17 protein-coding genes and 1 pseudogene are annotated in these 13260 nt (G+C 40.8%); 5 read left to right on the plus strand and 13 right to left on the minus strand.

All coding sequences use genetic code 11. From position 1 onward, the window contains the following. Positions 1 to 103: 103 nt before the first annotated feature. From KHB02_RS21720 to KHB02_RS21730, 3 genes are read right to left on the minus strand one after another with little or no spacing between them, the layout of a single operon-like run. Positions 104 to 583, minus strand: a complete 480-nt coding sequence (locus KHB02_RS21720) for a glutathione peroxidase (RefSeq protein WP_213145091.1) — start codon at positions 581 to 583, stop codon at positions 104 to 106. Positions 584 to 596: 13 nt separating this feature from the next. Next, on the minus strand, positions 597 to 1130 hold the full coding sequence (locus tag KHB02_RS21725) for a hypothetical protein (RefSeq protein WP_213145090.1): 534 nt from the start codon (positions 1128 to 1130) through the stop codon (positions 597 to 599). A gap of 17 nt (positions 1131 to 1147) precedes the next feature. Then, on the minus strand, positions 1148 to 2830 hold the full coding sequence (locus KHB02_RS21730) for a formate--tetrahydrofolate ligase (RefSeq protein WP_213145318.1): 1683 nt from the start codon (positions 2828 to 2830) through the stop codon (positions 1148 to 1150). 227 nt (positions 2831 to 3057) lie between these two features. On the opposite strand from KHB02_RS21730, the gene metA reads away from it, so the two are divergent. Continuing rightward, positions 3058 to 3966 (plus strand): homoserine O-acetyltransferase MetA, encoded by a 909-nt coding sequence (gene metA / locus KHB02_RS21735; protein ID WP_213145089.1) that lies wholly within the window; start codon positions 3058 to 3060, stop codon positions 3964 to 3966. A gap of 37 nt (positions 3967 to 4003) precedes the next feature. Next, positions 4004 to 4252, plus strand: coding sequence for a hypothetical protein (locus tag KHB02_RS21740; protein WP_213145317.1), 249 nt, complete (start codon positions 4004 to 4006; stop codon positions 4250 to 4252). Positions 4253 to 4394: 142 nt separating this feature from the next. On the opposite strand, the gene mntR is transcribed toward KHB02_RS21740, so the two are convergent. The 3 genes from mntR to KHB02_RS21755 form a co-directional block, all read right to left on the minus strand. Next, on the minus strand, positions 4395 to 4817 hold the full coding sequence (gene mntR, locus KHB02_RS21745; protein ID WP_213145088.1) for a transcriptional regulator MntR: 423 nt from the start codon (positions 4815 to 4817) through the stop codon (positions 4395 to 4397). A 94-nt stretch (positions 4818 to 4911) separates the two neighbouring features. Then, the gene (locus KHB02_RS21750) at positions 4912 to 7074 is read right to left on the minus strand and encodes a DNA topoisomerase III (RefSeq protein ID WP_213145316.1); all 2163 of its coding nucleotides are present in this window, start codon (positions 7072 to 7074) and stop codon (positions 4912 to 4914) included. 163 nt (positions 7075 to 7237) lie between these two features. Then, positions 7238 to 7501 carry a hypothetical protein gene (locus KHB02_RS21755; RefSeq protein WP_213145087.1) on the minus strand — a complete coding sequence of 88 codons (264 nt, stop codon included), beginning with the start codon at positions 7499 to 7501 and terminating at the stop codon, positions 7238 to 7240. Positions 7502 to 7789: 288 nt separating this feature from the next. Here KHB02_RS21755 and cspD point away from each other — a divergent pair, with 288 nt between their 5' ends. Further along, positions 7790 to 7990: a cold-shock protein CspD gene (gene cspD, locus KHB02_RS21760; protein WP_023627628.1), complete on the plus strand. Its 201-nt coding sequence runs from the start codon at positions 7790 to 7792 to the stop codon at positions 7988 to 7990. A gap of 43 nt (positions 7991 to 8033) precedes the next feature. On the opposite strand, the gene KHB02_RS21765 is transcribed toward cspD, so the two are convergent. Together KHB02_RS21765 and KHB02_RS21770 are read right to left on the minus strand one after the other, a co-directional pair. After that, the gene (locus KHB02_RS21765; RefSeq protein WP_213145086.1) at positions 8034 to 8321 is read right to left on the minus strand and encodes a zinc-finger domain-containing protein; all 288 of its coding nucleotides are present in this window, start codon (positions 8319 to 8321) and stop codon (positions 8034 to 8036) included. Beyond that, a complete protein-coding gene (locus KHB02_RS21770) occupies positions 8242 to 8898 on the minus strand; it encodes a reverse transcriptase-like protein (protein ID WP_213145085.1) in 657 nt (218 codons plus the stop codon). Before KHB02_RS21770 ends, KHB02_RS21765 begins: the two co-directional genes overlap by 80 nt. A gap of 178 nt (positions 8899 to 9076) precedes the next feature. Between KHB02_RS21770 and KHB02_RS21775 the strand changes: the two genes are divergently transcribed. Next, a complete protein-coding gene (locus KHB02_RS21775; protein ID WP_213145084.1) occupies positions 9077 to 9997 on the plus strand; it encodes a DMT family transporter in 921 nt (306 codons plus the stop codon). 110 nt (positions 9998 to 10107) lie between these two features. Here KHB02_RS21775 and KHB02_RS21780 read toward each other — a convergent pair whose 3' ends face one another. Further along, a complete protein-coding gene (locus KHB02_RS21780) occupies positions 10108 to 10377 on the minus strand; it encodes a DUF6123 family protein (protein ID WP_213145083.1) in 270 nt (89 codons plus the stop codon). A 41-nt stretch (positions 10378 to 10418) separates the two neighbouring features. Continuing rightward, on the minus strand, positions 10419 to 10910 hold the full coding sequence (locus KHB02_RS21785) for a divergent PAP2 family protein (protein WP_213145082.1): 492 nt from the start codon (positions 10908 to 10910) through the stop codon (positions 10419 to 10421). A gap of 82 nt (positions 10911 to 10992) precedes the next feature. Here KHB02_RS21785 and sspL point away from each other — a divergent pair, with 82 nt between their 5' ends. After that, positions 10993 to 11133: a small, acid-soluble spore protein L gene (gene sspL, locus KHB02_RS21790; RefSeq protein ID WP_213120425.1), complete on the plus strand. Its 141-nt coding sequence runs from the start codon at positions 10993 to 10995 to the stop codon at positions 11131 to 11133. 83 nt (positions 11134 to 11216) lie between these two features. Here the strand turns inward: sspL and KHB02_RS30075 are convergent. The 3 genes and pseudogenes from KHB02_RS30075 to KHB02_RS21800 form a co-directional block, all read right to left on the minus strand. Next, positions 11217 to 11390, minus strand: a pseudogene (locus tag KHB02_RS30075) (protein kinase domain-containing protein); the annotation flags it as partial. A gap of 74 nt (positions 11391 to 11464) precedes the next feature. Continuing rightward, a complete protein-coding gene (locus KHB02_RS21795; protein WP_213145081.1) occupies positions 11465 to 12358 on the minus strand; it encodes a 5'-3' exonuclease in 894 nt (297 codons plus the stop codon). Positions 12359 to 12427: 69 nt separating this feature from the next. Beyond that, on the minus strand, positions 12428 to 13255 hold the full coding sequence (locus KHB02_RS21800; protein ID WP_213145080.1) for a sulfurtransferase: 828 nt from the start codon (positions 13253 to 13255) through the stop codon (positions 12428 to 12430). Positions 13256 to 13260 lie beyond the last annotated feature (5 nt).

Raw genomic sequence — 13260 nt, forward strand, 5'->3', positions numbered from 1 at the left:
AGCTAACCACTACTACTGCCTTCGTGGCTCGGGACTTACACCCTAGAGACTGCACCCATGCCGGGCGCACAAACAAACAAACCGGCAAAATGCCGGCTTGTCATTAGCTAAGTAGTGCTTCGATATCTTTGGCAATTTCACTTGGCTTTACGTTCGGTGCAAAACGTTTTACAACATTTCCTTTTTGGTCAACAAGAAATTTCGTGAAGTTCCACTTGACTGTATTAAAACCCAAGATTCCCGGTGTCTGCTTTCTTATATAGACGAACAGCGGGTGAGCGTATACGCCATTTACATCGACCTTTGCAAACATCGGAAAGGTGACGCCGTAATTTAATTCACAAAAGGATTTAATATCTGCTTCCGTCCCAGGCTCCTGGCTCATAAACTGATTGCAAGGAAAACCCAGAACCGAGAAACCCTTTTCTTTATACGCTTCATAAAGTCCTTGAAGCTCCTGATACTGAGGTGTAAAACCGCACTTGCTGGCAGTGTTGACAATGAGCAGAACCTTCCCATCAAATTGCTTTAGTGAAATTTCCTCTCCACATATAGCTTTCGCCTTAAACTGATAGATCGACATTCAAGTCTCCCCCTTAGCTGCCACTTCCGTATTCCTCAAGTTGTTGTAAAGTGGCAATCATAAATTCCGTCATCTCAGCAAAGTCCTCCATTTGCTCCTCTTTGACAATTCTCTCAAAGTCAATGGAAATGACTAAGCGGATATTTTTTGACTTTTCTAAAGGGTTATATTCAACAGACTGGGAGATTTTCCTTGTTTCCCCCCAAATATTTTGGAAAATTTTATATAATCCGTAAAAATCCCTTTGGTTTTCAGGGAGTTCGAGTGAAAATTGCAGCTTCACATAGCACCCGGCATTCTGCTCTGAAAGTGACTCTGGAAGGAGTTCCGCTGCTAAGTTGTTAAGCCTTGCTTCTAATTCCATTTTCGCATGTATCGGAAGCCTGCTTTCTCTTAAACCAAAGCTGATCGTAAACAATCGGGACATTTTCGCTAGATTAAGCCAATCATTGCGATCGGTTACAAGGATTTCACCGATCATATCCAAATCATAAAGGGCGCCTTCGATTACGACCTTCATGTTATCAAAGGCTGTTGGATCAAACATACTGCGCTTCGACTCCTTTAGAATAGACCTACCGCATTCCCATTTTCATCTACATCCATATTCAAGGCCGCCGGTTTTTTCGGCAGGCCTGGCATCGTCATAACCTCACCGGTTAAAGCAACGATAAATCCTGCACCTATCGATGGTTTGAATTCCCTTACCGTAACGGTAAAATCTGATGGTCTGCCAAGCTTTGCCGGATCGTCTGATAGGGAATACTGCGTTTTCGCCATACAAACAGCTAAGTAGGACCAGCCATTTTTTTCAAAATCCTGCATTTGTTTTTTTGCTTTTGGCGAAAACTCGACATCTTTGCCGCCGTAAACCTTTTGGACGATGGTTCTTATCTTCTTATCAATCGGGTCTGCCATGTCATATAAAGGGTGGAAATTGTTCTTTTCCTTACTGATGACAGACAAAAGGGTCTCAGCCAGTTCAATTCCGCCTTCGCCTCCCTTTTCCCAAACCTCTGTCAAAGCGGCGGAGACGTTTTCCCGTTTGCACCATTCTAGCAGTGTCTGGATTTCAAGGTCGGTATCTGTGATAAATTTATTTACGGCGACAACAACCGGCAGCCCAAAGCTTTTAATCGTTTCAATATGTTTTTGCAAATTGGCAAAGCCAAGTGTCAGCGCCGGAATATTTTCCTCTGCTAAATCCTGCTTCGCCACACCGCCATGCATTTTTAAAGCCCGAATGGTAGCGACAATGACAACAGCTTCAGGTTTAATCCCTGCTATTCTCGATTTGATATGTAAAAACTTTTCCGCTCCCAAATCGGCCCCAAAACCCGCTTCCGTGACCACGTAATCAGCTAATTTTGCTGCAGTCAGTGTCGCTATCACACTGTTACACCCATGTGCGATATTCGCAAAAGGACCGCCGTGGACTAGGGCCGGCGTATGTTCAATGGTTTGGACAAGGTTTGGTTTTACCGCATCTTTTAATAATAAAGTCAATGCCCCTGAAACCCCTAAATCACCGACCGTTACCGGTTCCTTATTGTAATTGTAGGCGACTACCATTCTCGCTAACCGTGATTTCAAGTCTTTTATATCTGTTGCTAAACATAATACTGCCATGATTTCAGACGCAACTGTGATGTCAAAGCCATCCTCCCTTGGCATTCCCTGAAGCGGTCCGCCAAGACCTACAATAACCTTCCGGAGGGCTCGGTCATTTAAATCTACCGCTCGTTTCCAAACAATTCTGCGCGGATCGATATTAAGCTCGTTCCCTTGCTGAAGGTGGTTATCAATAAACGCAGCAAGGGCGTTGTTTGCCGTCGTTATTGCATGAAGGTCGCCGGTAAAATGCAGGTTTATATCCTCCATTGGGAGAACTTGAGCATAGCCTCCTCCGGCAGCCCCTCCCTTAATGCCCATCGTCGGACCCAAGGACGGCTCCCGTATCGCAATCATCGTCTTTTTGCCAATCCGGTTAAAAGCATCACCCAATCCAACAGTGACCGTCGATTTCCCTTCTCCGGCAGGGGTTGGACTAATCGCCGTTACGAGAATAATTTTCCCGCTTTCTTTTGTTTTTAATTTGGCCAGTGCATCGGTAGACAGCTTTGCTTTATATTTGCCATACAGTTCAAGATCATCTTCTTCAAGCCCCAGCCTATTTGCAACATCTACAATCGGCAGCATTTTTGAGCCTTGAGCAATTTCAATGTCCGATTTTACAATAATCTCCATTGCCAATTCAATCCCCCGCATTCTTTATATTTAAAAGTAACTACCTTTAAATTGTATCAAAAAGGCGTTTTCATTCCGACAGATAATTATGAACAAATTATTATCTTTTCTGAATTTAGAATAATGTTTATAATAGAATTATCAAATTTTAAAAATATTCATTGATTTCTTTTATTAACCATTGTATAAATGAATATAACTTTTTTAATTGTAAAGGGGATGGTCACTTGCCTATTAACATTCCGAAACTTCTTCCAGCCCGGGAAGTTTTAGACCAGGAAAACATTTTTATCATGGACGATGAACGGGCGACGAGCCAAGATATCCGGCCATTAAAGATTTTAATCTTAAATTTAATGCCAGAAAAAGAAAAAGCGGAAACGCAGCTGTTAAGGCTATTGGGAAACTCTCCGCTCCAGGTTAATGTCAAATTTTTAAAAACATCCTCGTATGAATCCACTCATACTAGCAAGCAGCATTTAGAGATGTTTTACACTACCTTCTCTGAAGTTAAGAATCAAAAGTTTGATGGGATGATTATTACCGGCGCGCCTGTCGAGTTATTAGAATTCGAACAGGTTAAATATTGGTCGGAATTAACCGAAATCATGGATTGGACCAAAACTAATATTACCTCGACACTACATATTTGCTGGGGAGCACAAGCCGCGCTTTTCCATCATTATGGAATTAGAAAATTCGAGCTTACACGGAAATGCTCCGGCATTTATTCCCATCGAATTTTTGAACAAAATGATATTTTATTACGGGGCTTTGATGATCAATTCTATGCACCGCACTCACGCTATACGGATGTTTCAATTGAGGCCATCAAAAGCAACCCTCAGTTAAAATTATTAGCTGCTTCCGAGGATGCAGGCGCATTATTAATCGCCTCAACAGACCGAAGGCATGTCATGATTACCGGTCATTTAGAATATGAATCTGATACATTAGCACAGGAATATGACAGAGACTTATCTAAGGGCCTCGAAATTCACATGCCGGAAAACTATTTTCCAAATAACGACCCGACCCAGCCTCCAATCAATCGCTGGCGCTCTCATGGCCATTTGTTCTTTTCCAACTGGCTCAATTATTATGTCTATCAGGAAACCCCATTTTTTTGGGGATAAAGCATCGGGATTTCCCGATGTTTTTTTTTTGATTGTTATGACCAAAATAGAGGTGGAAAAGGAGGGATATAGAATAGAATCCATTGTCGGACTTCACCGCAATCATCTTGGGGAAATTATTAGTTTCATTACCTCTGAGGGGCGTGTAATCTCATATCGAAAAGCATTACTCGAAGCAGAGAGCGGATTACTAACAGGCATACAAATGCAGGAGGATGGAACCGGAAATGCCTATTTAAGCCCTGCTGAGGAAGAAAGCTTTGACCATTATCCAGTCCTATTTTAAATGAAAACTCGCCGATTGGCGAGTCCGATAGGACGAAGACAGAGGCGTAGTTGAATTTATGCGTTAGGGAAGTATAAATTTGTAAAAATTTATACTTCCCTATTAGCTAAAAGAGGCAGTCATTTGACCGCCTCTTCTTTCATTATTCATTCTCATTTATTTTCTGAATTTCTCTTAAGGTGTCTATCCGTTTTTCGTCTTCTTCAAAAAACTGGACCAAATCACCGATCCGATCAATGGAATCCCAGCTCAAATGATGCTCAATTCCCTCTACATCCTTATAGATGTTTTCCTCTTTCACGCCAATGATTTTAAGGAATTGCTCAAGCAAATCATGGCGGAAAACTAGCCGTTTGCCAATTTTATTCCCTTTTGTTGTTAAGCTGAAGCCTCTATATTTTTCATACACCAAATAATCATCTTTATCGAGCTTTTGAACCATTTTTGTTACCGAGGAGGGATGAACGGACAATGCTTCGGCAATATCGGAAACCCTGGCATATCCTTTTTCTTCTATCAAATTATAAATTTGTTCAATATAATCTTCCATACTGGGTGTTGGCATCCGATACCCTCCATTAAACAGAATCACCTAAAAGTTTACTATAGAAAAATAAGAGTGACAAGATTCTTTATCACAATAACTCCTCAGCCAAACTTTAAACAGTTGCGTTTTCAAATATAAATTTCACTCGCTTTTCCTTTTCATCTATATACAGTTTGGCATTAAAGGTTTTCTCATTATTGGTAAAGCCTTCAATTACCTCGGTTTTTCCTTCTGTCAAAAGCAGCTTTATATTTTTCTGCGTTATATTTTTCCCAAGAATTTTTTTTGAAATCGTAAAGCTACACTTATTTTTATGATAGTTCGTACAGCCGTAAAAACTTCCTTTGTCGACCATCGTACCGTCACATTTCTTACATGGTCCAAGCTTAGTCTGAGTTTTCTTTGCCCCCCGTTTACCAGGTGTGAAATTTTCGCTTAGTTCCTTAGAAAACGTCCAATTAACCGCCTGATCAACCCCGGTCGTAATTAAATGGTGAACCATCTTTTTCGTTTGCTCCATAAATTGCTTTGGGGAGGCTGAGCCCTCTGAAATTTCCTTCAACTTCTGCTCCCATTTTGCGGTCATTTCCGGCGATGCGAGAATTTCCTTGCCGACTGCTTCAATGAGAATTTTAGCCTTTGCCGTTGCGTAAACCAGATTTTTTCTAACCTCGATATATGCCCTGTCTTTGAGCATGGTGATAATGCCAGCTCTTGTCGCCTCTGTTCCAAGCCCCTCAGTCTTGGTCAGAATTTTCTCCAGCTCTTTATCCTCAATATGCTTGCCGGCTGTCTTCATCAGCGTAATCAGCTGTCCTTCAGTATAACGCTTTGGAGGCTGTGTCTGGCTTTCCTTCACGTCCACTTTGATTGTTTTGCCTTGTTCCCCTTTTTCCAGCGGCGGCAGCGACGGCTCGTCATCCTGTTCCTTTTGATTGATGACCTTCCTCCAGCCCTCATCAATTTGCACTTTCCCCTTCGAGACAAACTTTGCCCGCCCATCTACTAACGTAATGACGGTCGTATATTCAAAAATGGCCTTTTGGTAATGGGCGGCAATTAAACTCTTAACCACCAGGTCATATAGTTTTTGTTCATCAGCGGATAACTTTTCAATATTCGGTATTTGTTCCGTCGGGATAACCGCATAGTGGTCTGTCACTTTTTTCTCGTTTACATATCTTTTATTCTCCGCTATTGAATCAACAGGTAATGGGAAAAAGCCTTGATATTCTTTGAGATGGCTTAATTTTTTAAGAGTATCGGGGAAATTGGCCGCTTCCTCTTTCGTCACATAACGAGAATCGGAACGAGGGTAAGATACATATCCTTTTTGGTAAAGCTGCTGCAGAACATCCAAAGTTTTTTTCGGTGAAAATTTATAACGTTTATTGGCATCAGCCTGCAATGCAGATAAGTTATAGAGAAGCGGCGGTAAAAACTCTTTCCGCTCACATTGAACATCGTCGACTTCCGCGTTCTTCCCACGGCAAAATGCTGCTACCTTTTCTGCCATCTCCTTGGTGTTAACACGAGTTTCACCGTCGTTTTGCCATTTGCCCGTGTACTTTTTATCATTAATTAAAAATTGTGCCACGACTTCCCAAAACGGTTCAGATTTAAAATTTTCAATCTCTAACTCCCTCTTTACAATCAATGCTAGCGTAGGAGTTTGTACTCTTCCGACTGAAAAAACATCTGAAAAGCCCTGTTTCTGAAGGAGCAGGCTGTACAGTCTTGAAGCATTCATTCCCACTACCCAATCTGCACAGGCCCGGGTATAGGCTTCAAAATAAAGATTTCGGGTGTCTGTTTCTTCCAGCAGCTTTTTAAAGCCTTCCCTAATAGAATTAGGGGTTAGCGAAGAAATCCACAGCCTTTTCATTGGCTTACGGCAATTTGTCAGTCTTAAAATATTGCGAATAATTAGTTCCCCTTCCCTTCCTGCGTCACCGGCATGGATAATATCGGTCACTTGCGGGTCGGATACTAATTTTTTTATCACAGCAAATTGCTTCGCTTTGTCCTTCGTTACTTCATAATTAAAATGCTCTGGTATAATCGGCAGATTCGTTAAGGACCACTTCTTCCATTCCGGCTGATATTTCTCTGGCTGAACCAATTGACAAATATGCCCAATGGCCCAAGTAACATAGCCCCCATCAGGAAAAAGCTCGTTCGGAAAAATTTCAATAAAACCGTTTTGTCTTTTATGTTTAAAGATGGATGCCAGGGTAGAGCCTTGATCAGGTTTTTCGGCAATGATTAGTTTCATCATAATTACTCCCTTTTGTTAATACATCTCCGCCTATCATTTTACATCTATTGCTCTTCCCCGTATAGTTTGGACACGAAAATTCCACACACAAAAAACCCCCTTCAGATTAGAAAAAAACTGAAAGGGTATTTTATGATTATATTTCCTTGAGCTGGTTAACTCATGCCTCCTGACTATACCAATTCTCTTCCGGAATTATATTTGATACGGTTAAGATAAGAGAGGGCATTCGTTCTACATCAAATATAATGGCGCCTATTTTCTTCGTAAACATGATAAAGGCGCTGCCATGTGGAAATTTTCCGAGCTCCTCCCCGATATGGAGCAACGACATAATTATAGCTTGTTTTTCAACTTCTTCAATCGAAACCTGCGGAGAGAACCGTAATATCCATTCCTCGCCCTCAATTGAAAATCGAAACACTTACATCCCCACCCCAGCATGGAAAAGTTATTAGTTTAACATATTGAGGAAAGGATGGTTTTATGTCCATTAGCCAAAAAAGTTGGCAGGTTTTCTTCCGTTCAAAAACGTTTAGATTTTTGAGGAAAAACCTACCGCCATTTATTGACTGGCCATATTTGTTATTGTATATTTAAAGCATCATGAAATCGAATACATTTGCTCATGCTCATGTTTTGTTCCATGATAATATTTATTCTCTGGCACCATATATGAGGGTGTCCTGAAAGTCTTAGGAGGAAGAAGTACATGCAAAATGGTAAAGTAAAATGGTTCAACAACGAAAAGGGCTTCGGATTTATCGAAGTTGAAGGCGGAGACGATGTATTCGTACACTTCAGCGCTATCCAAGGCGACGGCTATAAATCTTTAGAAGAAGGCCAAGAAGTTTCTTTCGAAATCGTTGAAGGAAACCGCGGACCTCAAGCTGCTAACGTTGTAAAATTATAATCAATCATAAATCTTGAAAGGCTGACAGGATTGTCAGCCTTTTTTACGTCAGCTTTTTTCCATATTCCTGAATTTTTTGCCCGACAGTACATTGTGAAATGCAAAACCGGTGGGCCGTTCTCCGGCCCCCTTCCCTTTTTAGTTGCCGATGTACAAAACAGCCTTCACAGTATTCATTCAGCAAATGTTCCACTTGAGTAAAAAGAGCTTTTCTGGCTGATTCTTTCACAAAGATTAGACACCCCGTTCCATTATAGAATAATCGTTTTCGCAAAGATATTTTTTCCTTCCAACGCCTGGGTTGCAAGCTTATCAGCTTCTTTATTGTCATTTCGTGGGATAGCTGTGTATTTTGGATAAATGCCAAGTTGTTTAATTTTTTCCTCAATCCGGTCCAGCCAACGGTTCAAGTTTTCTTCATAACAAGGCCATTCACCCTCCAGCTGTTTTAATACGACCTGGGAGTCACCTTTAAATTCGCATGATTGATGCTGCACACCTAGATCTTCCAAAATATTAAGGGCAAAATAAAAAGCGGCATATTCTGCCTCGTTGTTTGTATCCATTTCATCAAAAAGTTCATTGGCGCGAATACGGTATTTCTTTTTTCCCTGCTGAAAAAAGATAACTGCGCCAAGACCAGCCTGATTGGTTTCCTTGTGAAATCCGCCATCAAAATAAACGGTTATTTCTTGAGGTTCCTCTTCTATTTCTGTCAGCAGCTTTTTCATTTCCTTTAAAATCCAAGATGTTCCTTTTTCATCATAAAAATACAGGTCGACCGCTTTCCCCAATCGCTCGAGCTCTTCCCCAAGCTGGATAGCTGTTTCAGCGGAAGCCCAGTCGGAAGTACATTTCACTTTTTCATTACTTTTTAATTTATGCACCCATTCAAGCTTATATTTCACTGATATTCAACCTTTCTAATTGATTATTATGGTAAATAATGTATCCATCTATATAAATTCATTTATATCATACCCAGAAGCGTCATAGAAAATATTTTCCTGCAACGTATAAGTAATATATGATAAACTTTCAGTTAGGTAATGATGGGGGAATTTTGAAAACGGAGGCACTAGCACCATGAAAAAACCACTGTTCGCAGATTTAAGCCTGCTTTTAGTGACAATGATTTGGGGAATGACATTTGTTTTAGTGCAAAATGCGATAGACTTTTTGGAGCCATTTTCGTTTAATGGAATACGCTTCTTTATTGCCGCAGTTTTGCTCTTTTTCGCTTTAATCCTATTTGAAAGAAAGCAGCTTAAACAAATAAATATAAAATTAATTATTTCCGGAGTTTTTATTGGATTTTGGCTCTATTTGGGTTATGTTACGCAAACAATCGGCCTTTTGTATACAACATCTTCGAAAGCCGGTTTTATCACCGGGCTCAGTGTTGTTCTTGTCCCTTTATTTTCGATGTTTTTAATGAAACAAATTCCAGGTAAAAACGCGATTTTTGGTGTTCTTACGGCGACTGTTGGCTTGTTTCTGCTGACCCTGACGGATATATCAGCATTAAATATTGGCGATGGATTTGTTTTTGTTTGTGCCATCAGCTTTGCGATGCACATTATTTTAACAGGAAAATTCTCAAGCAGATATCCGACTTTACTTTTGACCGTTATCCAAATCTCAACTGTTGCTATTCTTTCCACTATTTCTTCTTTCATTTTTGAAGATTGGCGGAAGTCATTTCGGATTGACATTTTATTATCACAAGATGTTTTGATTGCTTTGGTTATTACCAGTATTTTTGCAACAGCAATTGCTTTCTTTATTCAAACAAACTTTCAAAAGTATACATCTGCAACAAGGGTTGCCCTTATTTTTGCCATGGAACCGGTTTTTGCAGCCATTACGGGCTATTTCTGGGCGCAGGAACGTTTATCCTCCAGTGCTTTAATTGGCTGCATCCTTATTTTTATGGGAATGATTTTCGCCGAACTGCCGGCTAAGAAAATCTTCATATTAAGAAAAAACAAAAGTATCGGAAGCTAAATGGAAACTCGCCGATTGGCGAGTCCGATAGGACGGTTCATGAGGCGTAGTTGAATTTATACTTTCCTATTAGCGAAAAAAGAAGCTGACTTATAGGTCAGCCTCCTTTTTTAGATTGCCAACAATTCGTGATTTTTCACAAAACTGATGGCGTCTTTTCTGTTGTTTATTTGATTTTGGATAAAGGTTTCCAGTAAGGAAACATAAAAGCTGCCATCAAAGCTTTTCTGTGCTTTTAAGGTCAGTTCAATTGCTGTATTAATTATCTCATCGGAAGCATTTGTGTAATGTTTTCCGAAGTAAATAAAGCCGATTGCATCCTCTTGAAATTGGAAGCCTTTTCCCTTCAAGTAATGCAAATATTCCTCAACCGTCCGCACTGATGATCCAACCCTCTCCCGTAAATCTAGAAATATCCCCTTTAAAATCTTAGCTTAAATTTCGACATTTTTCTATCTTTTTCTGTGCATTTATGACCAATTATCCCGACCAATACTCCTAAAAGCGCGCCGCCAAGCACTTCCTCAGGCTGATGGCCCAGGACTTCCTTCAGCTTTGTTGGCGGCTTTTCTTTAAACTCTACACTTTCTTTTTCATTGATTTTGTCGATTAATTCATTCATTGAATTTACTCTTAACGTCAGTTCACCCGTTTGCCTTCGGACTCCTTGGGCATCATACATAACAATTAAGCCATAGATAAGGGACAAAGCAAAATCAATGGTCGGCAATCCCCTTTTTAATGCGATATAGGTGGTTAGAGTAGCGACTCCTGCAGAATGGGAGCTTGGCATTCCACCTGTTCCAAAAAAGACTTCCGGCCGCCATTCCTTCTTTTTGAAATACTGAATCGGAATTTTCATCCCCTGGGCGAGTCCAATGCTTAAAAGTGCTAAATAAACAGCCTTGTTCATTTGATCACCTCTACCTTTATTGTGAAGAAAGATGAGTTTAATTATTCCGGATGGAGATACTAAAAAAGTGGAGGTGACTTGTATGACCAAAAAGGTAAGCAATAACCGCGGCGCTAAAGCACCTGGTGTAAATCCACAAGGATATGGCCAGGATGCCGAGTTTGCTGAAGAGCCAAAAAGCAAACTGGAAAATAGAGCAAAGAAATCAAATACAAAAATATAAAATGGCAGAAAAAAAAGGCTGTCCATCAGGCAGCCTTTCTTTGCTTTATGAAATTGTCTTTCGGTTCTCCAACAGAAATTTTCCATATTCGATTGGTGTTCATTCACCAACACAGCTGACCCAAAATCAATAATTTTAACCGTTTCCGGATTTTCCTCTGAAATGATCACATTATGGGGAGTAATATCGCAGTGCAGTATGCCGTGCTGATGAACTGCCTTTAAGCCCTGTAATATTTTGAGCGTTATTTGGATGGCTGATTTTTGCTGACGCGGTTTGCTTTTTTAAAATGCCCCAGTTTTTCTCCAGGATGATGAGACAACCAGGGTCATTAGGAAATATGTGCTTCCACCTGAGGGAAAAGCCTGCCAAGGCCGCGAAGCTCCAATTCCATTAATTTATTTTCCGCCTTTTCTTTCTCGATTTTAAGGCTGGCACTTTCCAGACTGCAATTTACTGGAACATCACATTTGATTTCCGCCAGTTTTCTGGACAGGTGAAGCATGTCCAAATCCTGCTCAATTTTGATTTTTTGGGATTTTGACAGTTTGTCCAAATTGGAGATAATTCCTTCAACATGTTCAAACTCTTGCAATAGCTTCAGAGCTGTTTTTTCACCGATTCCTTTAACACCAGGGTAATTGTCGCTAGTATCACCCATTAATGCCTTTAGGTCGACCATTTGTCTAGGCGTAATACCTTTCTCTTCCTTAAAGGTCTGCGGTGTATGGACCAAGTAATTTCCATATCCTTTTTTCATTAAAATGACCGAAATTCTGTCATCAAGCAACTGAAGAATATCCTGATCCCCGGTCAAGATGGACACATGGGCTTCTTCCTTCGCATGATTAGCAATAGTACCAATACAATCATCCGCCTCAAATCCTGCCAAACCAATATTGGGGATATCGAATGACTCGACCACTTCTTTAACAAGGTCAAACTGCGGAATTAATTCAACCGGTGCTTCACCGCGATTTCCTTTATAGTCAGGAAAAAGTTCGGTTCGGAAGGTTTTGCTGCCCATATCCCAGCACACGGCAAGATGGGTTGGCTTAAAGGTCGAAACGGCTGTGAACATATGCTTCACAAAACCATGAATCCCATTTGTCGGGATCCCTTTTGAATTTATCATAAACTGCCCTGTTACGGCCGTTGCGTAAAAAGCGCGGAACAAAAGGGCCATACCATCGACAAGCATAAGCGAAGGCTTTTGATTCGTCATAAAATTGAACCTCCTATGGATGTTTTTTTACAACACGATTTCTATTATAACATAGGTATGGTTCAAATTTTAATCGACTTTATTTTCCTGATAGGAAATCCAGTCGCTGAAACTGCCGGCATAGAGCTTGACCTTCTGAAATCCTGCTTCCTTTAAGGCCAAGAAGTTCGGGGTTGCTGTTATTCCGGAACCGCAATAAACAATAATTTCCTGTTCAGGATTCACATCAGAAAACCGCTGCTTTTGTTCCTCAGCGGATTTGTATTCTCCTCCTGCAAATCCTTCCGTATATGGCTTATTGATGGCCCCCGGAATATGCCCTGCCTTCTTATCAATTGGCTCGACAATACCTAAATAGCGTTTTTCTTCGCGGGAATCAATCAAAACTACGTTTTCCTTTTTTCCTGCTATAACCTCTTTCACTTCGTCGACGGATGCTAATAATTCTGGTTTTATCTGGTGCTGTAATTGAGCTTTAGTGAATGTTGGAATACTTGCTGAAATTGGCAGTCCAGCCTCTGCCCACTGCCTAAATCCGCCATTTAAAACATATGCTTTTTCGTGTCCAAGGTACTTCAAGAGCCACCAAAAACGTCCGGCGAATGCACCTTCTCCCTGATCATAGGCCACGACTGTTGTCGTCTCATCAATCCCTGCCTCCTCAAGCTTGCTTACCAATTCCTGCAAGTCAGGCAATGGGTGGCGTCCGCCATGAGTTTGAACAGGGCTTGATAAATCCTTTTCCAGATCAAAAAAAACAGCACCCGGCAAATGTCCTTCTAAATATTCCTGTTTCCCCTTCTGCGGGTCAGCCAAGGAAAATCGGCAATCCACAATTCTGACTGTGTCGATGTTTAAATTTTGTTCCAGCCATTCCTTCGTAACAATATTTTTCATTGGGA

Source organism: Neobacillus citreus, from assembly GCF_018343545.2.
GTDB classification, from domain to species: domain Bacteria; phylum Bacillota; class Bacilli; order Bacillales; family Cytobacillaceae; genus Neobacillus; species Neobacillus citreus.

Excerpts from the sequence above, each read along its gene's own strand:
- KHB02_RS21750 (WP_213145316.1), bottom strand. The coding sequence starts at position 7,074 with ATGAAACTAATCATTGCCGAAAAACCTGATCAAGGCTCTACCCTGGCA.
- KHB02_RS21775 (WP_213145084.1), top strand. The coding sequence starts at position 9,077 with ATGAAAAAACCACTGTTCGCAGATTTAAGCCTGCTTTTAGTGACAATG.
- KHB02_RS21740 (WP_213145317.1), top strand. The coding sequence starts at position 4,004 with ATGACCAAAATAGAGGTGGAAAAGGAGGGATATAGAATAGAATCCATT.
- KHB02_RS21785 (WP_213145082.1), bottom strand. The coding sequence starts at position 10,910 with ATGAACAAGGCTGTTTATTTAGCACTTTTAAGCATTGGACTCGCCCAG.
- KHB02_RS21795 (WP_213145081.1), bottom strand. The coding sequence starts at position 12,358 with ATGACGAATCAAAAGCCTTCGCTTATGCTTGTCGATGGTATGGCCCTT.
- sspL (WP_213120425.1), top strand. The coding sequence starts at position 10,993 with ATGACCAAAAAGGTAAGCAATAACCGCGGCGCTAAAGCACCTGGTGTA.
- KHB02_RS21730 (WP_213145318.1), bottom strand. The coding sequence starts at position 2,830 with ATGGAGATTATTGTAAAATCGGACATTGAAATTGCTCAAGGCTCAAAA.
- cspD (WP_023627628.1), top strand. The coding sequence starts at position 7,790 with ATGCAAAATGGTAAAGTAAAATGGTTCAACAACGAAAAGGGCTTCGGA.
- mntR (WP_213145088.1), bottom strand. The coding sequence starts at position 4,817 with ATGCCAACACCCAGTATGGAAGATTATATTGAACAAATTTATAATTTG.
- KHB02_RS21725 (WP_213145090.1), bottom strand. The coding sequence starts at position 1,130 with ATGTTTGATCCAACAGCCTTTGATAACATGAAGGTCGTAATCGAAGGC.
- KHB02_RS21765 (WP_213145086.1), bottom strand. The coding sequence starts at position 8,321 with ATGACAATAAAGAAGCTGATAAGCTTGCAACCCAGGCGTTGGAAGGAA.
- KHB02_RS21800 (WP_213145080.1), bottom strand. The coding sequence starts at position 13,255 with ATGAAAAATATTGTTACGAAGGAATGGCTGGAACAAAATTTAAACATC.
- KHB02_RS21720 (WP_213145091.1), bottom strand. The coding sequence starts at position 583 with ATGTCGATCTATCAGTTTAAGGCGAAAGCTATATGTGGAGAGGAAATT.